Genomic DNA, 8,440 nt, shown 5'->3' with positions numbered 1-8,440 from the left:
CGTGATTCGGTCGGGGCGCTGCGTCGGCCGGGCGGCGGTCGGCCCCCCCCCCCCCCCGCCCGGGCGGGCGGCCCCCCCCCCCCCCCCCCCCCCCCCCCCCCCCCCCCACGACACCGGATACGTCCCACCCGAGCACGAACGGCGGAGGACCGAGAAAGATCCGCCGGGATCTGTGCTTGAGGTCGGTCGGGTTGAGACCGGCGGCACCCACCTGTACCAGGACCTGGTTGGGTGTGACCCGGGGACGTGGGACCTCGGCCTGATGAAGGACCTCGGGACCACCGAGGACATCCTGGCGGACCGCCACCATCGTCTGGTCCGTCCCTGTCACGACGAGACTCCCTCGTCGCCGCGTACCCGCCCGCGAAGGACGTGTTTCAAGATCTTTCCCGACGGGTTGCGCGGAATCTCTCCGAGGACAAGGCGGTGCGGGGCCTTGTAGTCGGCGATGAGGGTCGATACATGCGCCCGCACGTCCTCGAGCGTGATCGCGTAACCCTCGCGAGGCGTCACGACGGCCACCACGCTCTCGCCGTACACCGGATGAGGCGCCCCGACCACCGCACAGTCCGCCACGCCGGGGTGGGCGGCCAGCGCGTTCTCGACCTCGACCGAGTACACATTCATACCGCCGGTGATGATCATGTCCTTCATACGGTCGACGAGCGTGATGCAGCCGTCGTCGTCGACGCGCGCCACGTCGCCGGTGTGCAACCAGCCGTCGCGCAGGGCTTCCGCTGTGGCCTCCGGGTTGTTCCAGTAGCCCTTCATCACGGATTCGCCCCGCAGGATCACCTCGCCGGTGCTGCCGGCGGCGACGTCACGTCCCTCGCTGTCCACGACCCTCGCCTCGGTGTTGAGGATGGCCCACCCGTTGGCACCCGGGCGCTGTGCGATGTGGCCGGGCCCGAGCCCGACGCCGCCCGGGCCGGCCTCGGTCGGTCCGCAGAGGTTGAAGAGCCGCACCCGCGGTGCCGCCGCCCGGAGTTGTTCTACCGTGGTCGGCGGCATGGGAGCCGCGCCGAACAATCCGATTCGCCAGCTCGACAGGTCCCGTAGGGCGAAGTCCGGACTGTCGAGCAGCATCCGGTACATCGTGGGGACGCCGAAGAAAGTCGTTATCCGCTCGGACTCCATGAGTTCCAGGACGGCGGCCGGGTCGAACGTATCGAGGAGCACATGGGTAGCTCCCACCGCTGTGCCCCCGTGCAGGAAGAGGTTGAGGCCCGCGGAATGGTAGAGCGGCGCGACCTGCAGAATCCGTTCACCGTCCGCCAGCCCGACGGTCAGGCTCACGTTGAGCCCCGCCCAGATCACCCGGTGGTGGTCGAGCAGGACACCTTTGGGCCGGCCCGTGGTGCCCGAGGTGTAGAGGATTTCGGCGTCGTCGGACTCTGAGAGCGAGATCGCCGGCTCGTGGTCCGCAGCGTCGGCCATGAGGCTTTCGAGGTCGTCGAGGCGGCCCGGCAGTGGGCCGAGCGCGAGGTGGGTCCGCGGTGGTGTAGCCGCCGCGGCGCGTGCCGTGTCCGCGACGGTCGCCAGACTCGGGTGGAAGACGAAGCCGGTTGCGCCACTGTCGTCGAGCAGCCAGGTGACCTCCGGCGCCGCCATCCGGGGGTTGACCGGGACGACGAGAAGGCCGAGCTTTGCCGCGGCATACAGGACGACGACGAAGCTGTCGGAGTTCGTGCTCATCACCGCGAGCCGCTCGCCCTTGACCATGCCGCGGCCTCGGAGCACTGCGGCGGCGCGGTTGACCGCACTGTCGAGCGCCGCCCAGGTGATCCGTCTGCCGTTGTAGACGAGCGCGTCGCGGGTCGGGGCTCGGTGGGCTTGCCGGGCTACCAACTGACCGAGCGTAGGCATGGATATCTCCTGACAAAGGTGAGGGCGGGGCGGAAATCGTTCGGACCGGCTCGTCGTGACTGCTCAGAGCCAGGACGGGTCGAGGTCGACGGTGGTGCGGTCGAGGGAGGCGAGCAGATCGAGCCGAGGTGCGACTCCCGGGAGCTCATAGGATCGGAAGTAGCGCGCCGCCGCGCGTTTACCGCGGGCGAACGCGTCGTCTCGGTCACCGAGCGCTACGAGCTGCTCCAGCCAGATCCAGGCGAGAACGATATGTCCGGCGGCCTCCAAGTAGATCGAGGCATTCCCGAGCCGGCCGACCGGATCGGGGTGCGCGTGGAGCAGCTTCGTCACCTCCATGAGGCGCGCTCGGGCGAGGTCCAGATCGGCCGCGTGGGCCGAGGTCTCGGGCCCCAGCCGCGCGGCGGCCGCGACGGTTCGCCGTATCTGCTCGTCCAGCACTTGCAGCGCTGCCCCGTCGTGTATCGACGTCTTGCGGCCCAGCAGATCGATCGCCTGGATACCGTGTGTGCCCTCGTGGATCGGGTTGAGCCGGCTGTCGCGGTAGTGCTGCTCGACGTCATAGTCGCGCGTGTAGCCGTATCCGCCGTGCACCTGTATGGCCAGTGAGGTTCCGTGCAGGCACCACTGCGCGGGCCAGCTCTTCGCGATGGGGGTGAGGATGTCGAGCAGTAGCGCCGCGCGATCACGCTCGGCACGTTCCGGTGCGGTCTCCCGTTCGTCCAGCAGCCGGGCGCAGTACAACGTCAGCCCGAGCGCTCCCTCGGCGTAGGACTTCTGGGCCAGCAGCATCCGGCGGATGTCCGCATGCTCCACGAGCGGCACCTGCGGCAGATGCGCGGCTTTCGCATCCGGCCTGCGTCCTTGCGGACGGGTCCGCGCGTAGGCCAGCGACTTCAGGTAGGCGGTGTAGCCGAGAGCCGCGGCACACACACCTACTTCGAGGCGGACCGCGTTCATCATGTGGAACATCTGGGCGAGCCCCTCCCCCGGCGCCCCGACCAGATAGCCGACGGCACCGGCGGACCCGCCGGGCCGATGGGATCCGTCGCCGAAGCTCAGCACGGTATTGACCGTGCCCCGGAATCCCATCTTGTGGTTGAGCCCGACCAGTGACACGTCGTTGCGCTCGCCGAGGCTGCCGTCGTCACCGACCAGGAACTTGGGGACGATGAACAGCGACAGACCCCGGACGCCGGATTCGCCGGGACCGGTGCGAGCCAGCACGAGGTGCACGATATTCTCGCCCAGTTCGTGGTCTCCCCCGGAGATCCACATCTTGGTGCCGGTGATGCGGTAGGTCCCGTCGTCTGCCGGGTGCGCTCGTGTCATGGTGTCGGCGAGCGAGGAACCTGCCTGGGGTTCGGACAGGCACATCGTGCCGTGGAAGCGGCCCTCGAGCATAGGTGTCACGAACCGGTCGATCTGCTCCGGAGAACCGTGCGCGCAGAGGAGATGAGCGTTGGCCACGGTGAGCATGGCATATCCGTATGTGCTCACATTGGCCGCCGCGAACCATGCGGCGCAGGCCAGGTGCACGACGCGCGGCAGTTGCAGCCCGCCCACGCGGTGATCCGCGGTCACGCCGAGGAAGCCCGTCTCCGCCAGCGCGTCGAGAGCCGGACGGATCTCCGGGTGCAGGCGGACCCGGCCCTCGACCCACCGCGGCTCGTCCGCGTCACTGCTCCGGTTGTGCGGGGCGAAGCGGTCCCGGGCCAGGTCGGCACACAGGTCCAGGATTTCGTCGAAGGTCGACCTGGAGTGCTCCGCGAAACGCGGCCGTTCGGTGAGGTCCCCGGCCCGGAGCCAGTCGTGGAGCAGGAAGTCGAGGTCGGCACGGGAAAGCAGATCGGTGGAGGTCGGCACGGTTCATCTCTCCGGAGTCGTCGTCATCGCCGGGCGTAGTGGGTGCCGCCGGAGGAACTCCGCGAACGAGGTGGCGTTCCGGCCCGCGAGCTGGGCGACCTCCCTGGTCACGCGGTCCTCCGCGCCGCTCGCGGTCAGCACGTCCGCGCCGACGAGCGCATCGGCGAACGGCTGCGGGATCCCGGCGTCGAGGAGTTGGCCGGTGCGCTCGGCGGGTGTGACCGGCCGGTAGCGGACGGGGAGATCCCATTCGGCGGCGAGGGTGGCCGCCAGATCGTGGTAGGACAGGGCCTGCGGCCCGGTGAGCACGTGTTCACGGCTGTCGTGGTCGGCGCGCGTCAGCAGTTGGGCCGCGACCGCGGCCACATCCACCGCATCGATCCACCCCATCCGGCCGTCGCCGGCGGCCGCGACGATCTCCTGGCGTTCCCGAACCGCGACGGCGGTGGGATGGCTGCCCAGGAAATTCTGCATGAACCCCGAGGCCAGCAGGACCGACCACTCCGGCATCTGCCCGACGGTGAGCCGTACTGCGTGCAGGCCGGGTGCCCGCAGCGGGAAGGCGGACGAGTTGAGCAGCACCGCCCGCCGGACTCCGGCGTCCCGGGCCCGGCGCAGGAAGTTCCCGACGACGTCCGCCGGGTCGGCGTCGAGCGGCGGCGGCAGCAGGTAGATGCTGCTGACCTCACGCAGCGCTTCGCTGTGGGTCGCCGGATCGGCCCAGTCGAACCGGACCTGCCGCACCCCGGGAGCCGGCCGCTCCTGCGGGTGGTGCCGGCTCGCGACGACCACGTCCACACCGCGCCGGTGCAGGAGGTCGGTGACGACCCGCCCGGTCTGCCCCGTTCCGCCCGTGACGAGCACGGTTCCGATCGGGCTCATGGGGCGACCTCGCCTGCGGCGGGCCCGGTCGTCGCCGAGGTCTGCGCGGGATTCCAGTAGTCGCGGAAGCGGACGATCCGCCCGTCTCGCTCCTCGAGGATCCAGACGTACAGAACATCGTAGGGCGCTCCGGTCCCCACGACGGTGCCGTGCAGCGCGACCTCGGCCACGACCGTGTGCGGGTCGGTCAGCTGATGCACGACGAGGCTCGGGAACGATTCGATCCTGACCGCGGCTCCGATCGCCATCACGTAGTCCCGCACGGACGATGGATCGTCCAGCCGGCCGGGTCGGCCGGGTGGCGCGAAGGGGAACTCGATGACGGCGTCCTCGGCGAAGAGGCCGACGTAGCCGTCGAGATCCATGGCGGCGAGTAGCTCGATCGACTTCAGCAGAACCGCGTGCGCGGGGCTGCCGGCCGGGGTCGGCTGGGGGGTCACTGCTGTCCTCCTTGCTGGAGTGCGGAGATCGGGTGCGCCGGCTGCTCGGCTCGCGCGCGGTCCGCCGGGTCGGCGGCGAAGGTTTCGGTGAGCCAGTCGAGCATGCGGCCCGCAGCCAACCGCTGGGCACCGACGTGGCAATGGGCGTCGGCTCCTTCGTCGCTGGTGAAGGTCATCAGCGTGGCGGGGGCCGACAGGTGCGCCATCAGCTGCCGAGGCTGCGACAGCGAGGTCTCATCGCCCGCGAAGAAGAGGTCGTCGGCCGCCTCGCAGACCAGGACCGGGCAGCTGATTCGTTCGGCCACGCCGTCGAGCAGGTTGTACTGCGCGTAGGTCCGTACGAACTCGGCCGGGTCGGCGGCACCCATGACCCAGAGCCCGTGATCGAGCGCCCAGCGCAGCGTGGGCTGCTTCGCGGCCGCCGCCTCAACCTCGTCGCCGAACGCGGGATCATGCCAGCGCGCCGCCATCTCGGCGCGGGTCAGACCGAGCAGTGCCTCGACCGCGCCCAGGGCGTCGAAGACGCCGTCGTTGCAGACGACCGCCGCGATACGCCGCTCGAACGCGGCCGCGCGGGGAGCCAGCACACCGCCCAAGCTCACGCCGAAGAGCGCAATGCGATCGGCGTCGACGATATCGCCGTGCTCGGCGAGGAGGAAGTCGAGAACGGGCCCCACGACATTCTCCCAATCCGGACGGAACGTCAGACCGTGGTCGTGCACGGCGGCCGGCTGCCCCGGCCCGTCGAAGGTGAGCACGTGGAAGCCGCGCTCCACCGCGGCCTCGGCACCGAAGAAATGCATCTCCTCCGCGCTGCCGTCGAACCCGTTGTGCATGACGATGGTCGGACGCTTCTCGCCGTCGCCGGTCGCCGCCCGGTAGAGATAGCCGCGCAGCCTCCGGCCTTCATAGGGGATCCGGACCGGGGTGATACTCGGTGCCTTCGCGTCCTCGAAGGGCCGGGGGATGGCGATTGCCGCCTCGAAACAGTGCACGCCGAGGCGGTAGGAGTGCGCCACACGCCGATCGCGCGGGTCGGCGTGCAGGAAGAAGTCGGCGTTGCGGTAGTAGTTCGCGGCCCGGAGGAAACCTTCGCGTGCGCTCACCGACCGGCCTCGAGCAGCGTCCGCACGGGCTGCCTCCGCGACGCGATCGGCCCTGTGCAGCCATGCCTCGTACCAGCTGTCGTGGTCGCCCGCGGTGATACTCGCCGAGGTGGCGAGCACTTCACCGATTTCCGAGCCACCGTAGGCCGAGTGGCCGAGCACGCGCGCGGTCTCGAACCAGTACTGAGGATGGTCTGCGAAGAGCAGCGGGGCGGAAGAAGTCACGTCGGTACGGTACCGTACCGTCCCGACGTCGGCAACCCCCGTTCCGCCGGCACGCCCCGGGTGGAACCAGCCATAGACGGCGACCAGAAAAGGCACCAGAGGCATCCACGCCACCACCCAGTGCTCACTGCCCGTGACGGTCGCGTAGTTGCCCGCGATCGCTCCCAGCACGACGACGAACCCCAGACCGGCGAGACCAGGCGCGACGATGGTCCGCCAAGGCCCCTCGGTCACCTGGCCACGCAGCCGCGCGACGATCACACTGACGCAGCAGCCGAGCATGAGCGTCACCAGCGAGAGAGAGGTGATCCCGGAGACCGCCGGAAAGAGATTGGTGAGCGGATCCGCTCCCGCTGCCGTGAACACGATCAGAATGCCGGCCGTGAGCACGATCAGAACCGCCGTGCCGAGCACCGGGGTCCCGTGCCGGGGGTGCACCCGCGCGAGGGCATCGGGCAGGCGCCCGGCGCGTCCCATCGCGAACAGGTAGCGGCTGCCCATGTTGTGCAGCGCGATGGCCGCCCCGAGAAAGCCGGAGGCCACCATCACACTCAGGACCGGACCGGCCCATCCACCGAGGTAGGCCTCCGCGGTCACCGGAACCAACGCTCCGGCGTCCGCGGCCGCCAGTCCGACAACATCATCGTGGGCTGCCTGCAGAGTCCAGGTCCCGATCGCGAAGACGACCAGCAGCAGCCCCAGCGCACCGAACGTCGCCCGGCGAATACTCTGCCGCGGGGCCCGCGCCTCCTCGCCGTACACGGCGGTGGCCTCGTAGCCACCGAAACAGACCAAGCAGAACACCAGCGTCAGAGAGGCGGCGCCCGAGAAGGGATCGGCCGGGAGCAGCCCAACGGGCGACCACGCGGATGCCGGTCGCTGGACCAGCACGGCCACGAACAGCACGACGATGATGACGAACTGCGCAGCGCAGAGCAGAGCCGTCACCCACTGGGCGATATCGAGCCCGCGCACGCCGAGGACCGCGACCACACCCAACGCCACCGCCGACAGGACGAACCAGGGAGGCGAGGAGCCGAAGTAGGAGGCCAGCGCCAGCTCGGCGAAGTATCCCGTGGCCGCGACCATCGCCGTCGACGCGAGGCCGTACGCGAGCGCCGCGACGAAGGCGGCAGCGGAGCCGAGCCGCCTACCGAGACCGAATGTCACGAATGCCGCGAACGCGCTCGGTTCGACGACGTACCGGGACAGCACCAGGTAACCGACGGCGAAGAGCGCCAGCAGCGCACCCACAAGAACCAGGTAGCCCACGGTCCGGGTGCCCGCGCCGAGACCGATGCTGATGGAGATATTGGAGCTCAGCGCGGTGAGCGGCGCCGTGGCCGCCACCACCAGGAAGATCATCCCCGCTGTGGTGACCGTGCCGCGCCGCAGGCGTGGCGTATCGGCGTCGACGGGACGCTGCTCGGAAAGGGCATCACCGGCCATGACGGGCTCCGGTATCGCAGACGGGACGTGCGGGACCGGCCGGCCCGAGCGGATCGTCGGCCGCGGGGGTGAATGCGCCCGAAAAGTCGGCCGAGTACCAACGCTGCGGTCGGATAACGAATAACACCTGGTCGTCGGGGTCATACCGGTCGACCGCCGCATCCGCGCCTTCCGCACTGAGGTAACGCCGAGCGATATCCCGCCGAACCACGATCGGTGCCGGCTGGAGGTCGTCCACCACCCGGCCCTCGACGACGACGTACCGGTACGGTGGGGCCGCGCGCTGCACCGTGAGCGTGACGACGCCCGCGGTGCGGATGAGTCGGGCCTTCCGGCTCGAGACCGAGGTGTTGACCACGATGTCACCGCCCGGCTCATAGGCATACCAGAGCGGAACGCTCATCGGAGGCCGGTCCGGACCGGCGTCGACGGACAGTACGGCGATATGCGCCTCGGCCAGAAACCGCTCCCGTTCGGTACCGGAGAGCGAACGGGGCGGGTGGAGCCCGTCCGACCGGGCCAGGCGGGTCGCGAGTGAATCATCGCTCACGATTCGGGGGGATTCTGGGGAGCTGAACGTCATTAGCTACTCCAATGGAACGGACG

Annotated in this window: 7 protein-coding genes; all 7 read right to left on the bottom strand. The window is 69.7% G+C overall.

All coding sequences use genetic code 11. The features are described from left to right. Nucleotides 1-331 (bottom strand): alcohol dehydrogenase catalytic domain-containing protein (locus QH276_RS16570; protein WP_432278793.1); only part of this gene is annotated, 331 nt, incomplete at its 3' end. Next, the gene (locus QH276_RS16565; protein ID WP_280399822.1) at nt 328-1,866 is read right to left on the bottom strand and encodes a class I adenylate-forming enzyme family protein; all 1,539 of its coding nucleotides are present in this window, start codon (nt 1,864-1,866) and stop codon (nt 328-330) included. The genes QH276_RS16570 and QH276_RS16565, both read right to left, overlap by 4 nt. A 63-nt stretch (nt 1,867-1,929) precedes the next feature. After that, nucleotides 1,930-3,732, bottom strand: a complete 1,803-nt coding sequence (locus QH276_RS16560; RefSeq protein ID WP_280399821.1) for an acyl-CoA dehydrogenase — start codon at nt 3,730-3,732, stop codon at nt 1,930-1,932. Nucleotides 3,733-3,735: 3 nt separating this feature from the next. Continuing rightward, nucleotides 3,736-4,614 (bottom strand): NAD-dependent epimerase/dehydratase family protein, encoded by an 879-nt coding sequence (locus QH276_RS16555; RefSeq protein ID WP_280399820.1) that lies wholly within the window; start codon nt 4,612-4,614, stop codon nt 3,736-3,738. Then, the gene (locus tag QH276_RS16550) at nt 4,611-5,054 is read right to left on the bottom strand and encodes a nuclear transport factor 2 family protein (RefSeq protein WP_280399819.1); all 444 of its coding nucleotides are present in this window, start codon (nt 5,052-5,054) and stop codon (nt 4,611-4,613) included. Before QH276_RS16550 ends, QH276_RS16555 begins: the two co-directional genes overlap by 4 nt. After that, nucleotides 5,051-7,834, bottom strand: a complete 2,784-nt coding sequence (locus QH276_RS16545) for an amino acid permease (protein WP_280399818.1) — start codon at nt 7,832-7,834, stop codon at nt 5,051-5,053. Before QH276_RS16545 ends, QH276_RS16550 begins: the two co-directional genes overlap by 4 nt. After that, the gene (locus QH276_RS16540) at nt 7,824-8,384 is read right to left on the bottom strand and encodes a pyridoxamine 5'-phosphate oxidase family protein (protein ID WP_432278662.1); all 561 of its coding nucleotides are present in this window, start codon (nt 8,382-8,384) and stop codon (nt 7,824-7,826) included. Before QH276_RS16540 ends, QH276_RS16545 begins: the two co-directional genes overlap by 11 nt. Between the last annotated feature and the right edge of the window lie 56 nt (nt 8,385-8,440).

Source organism: Nocardia carnea (genome assembly GCF_029869215.1).
Classification (GTDB): domain Bacteria; phylum Actinomycetota; class Actinomycetes; order Mycobacteriales; family Mycobacteriaceae; genus Nocardia; species Nocardia carnea_B.
This window is presented reverse-complemented; position numbering and strand designations above follow the sequence as displayed.

What these genes read in the sequence shown, in the direction of transcription:
- QH276_RS16565 (WP_280399822.1), bottom strand. Translation starts at nt 1,866, where the DNA reads ATGCCTACGCTCGGTCAGTTGGTAGCCCGGCAAGCCCACCGAGCCCCG.
- QH276_RS16555 (WP_280399820.1), bottom strand. Translation starts at nt 4,614, where the DNA reads ATGAGCCCGATCGGAACCGTGCTCGTCACGGGCGGAACGGGGCAGACC.
- QH276_RS16545 (WP_280399818.1), bottom strand. Translation starts at nt 7,834, where the DNA reads ATGGCCGGTGATGCCCTTTCCGAGCAGCGTCCCGTCGACGCCGATACG.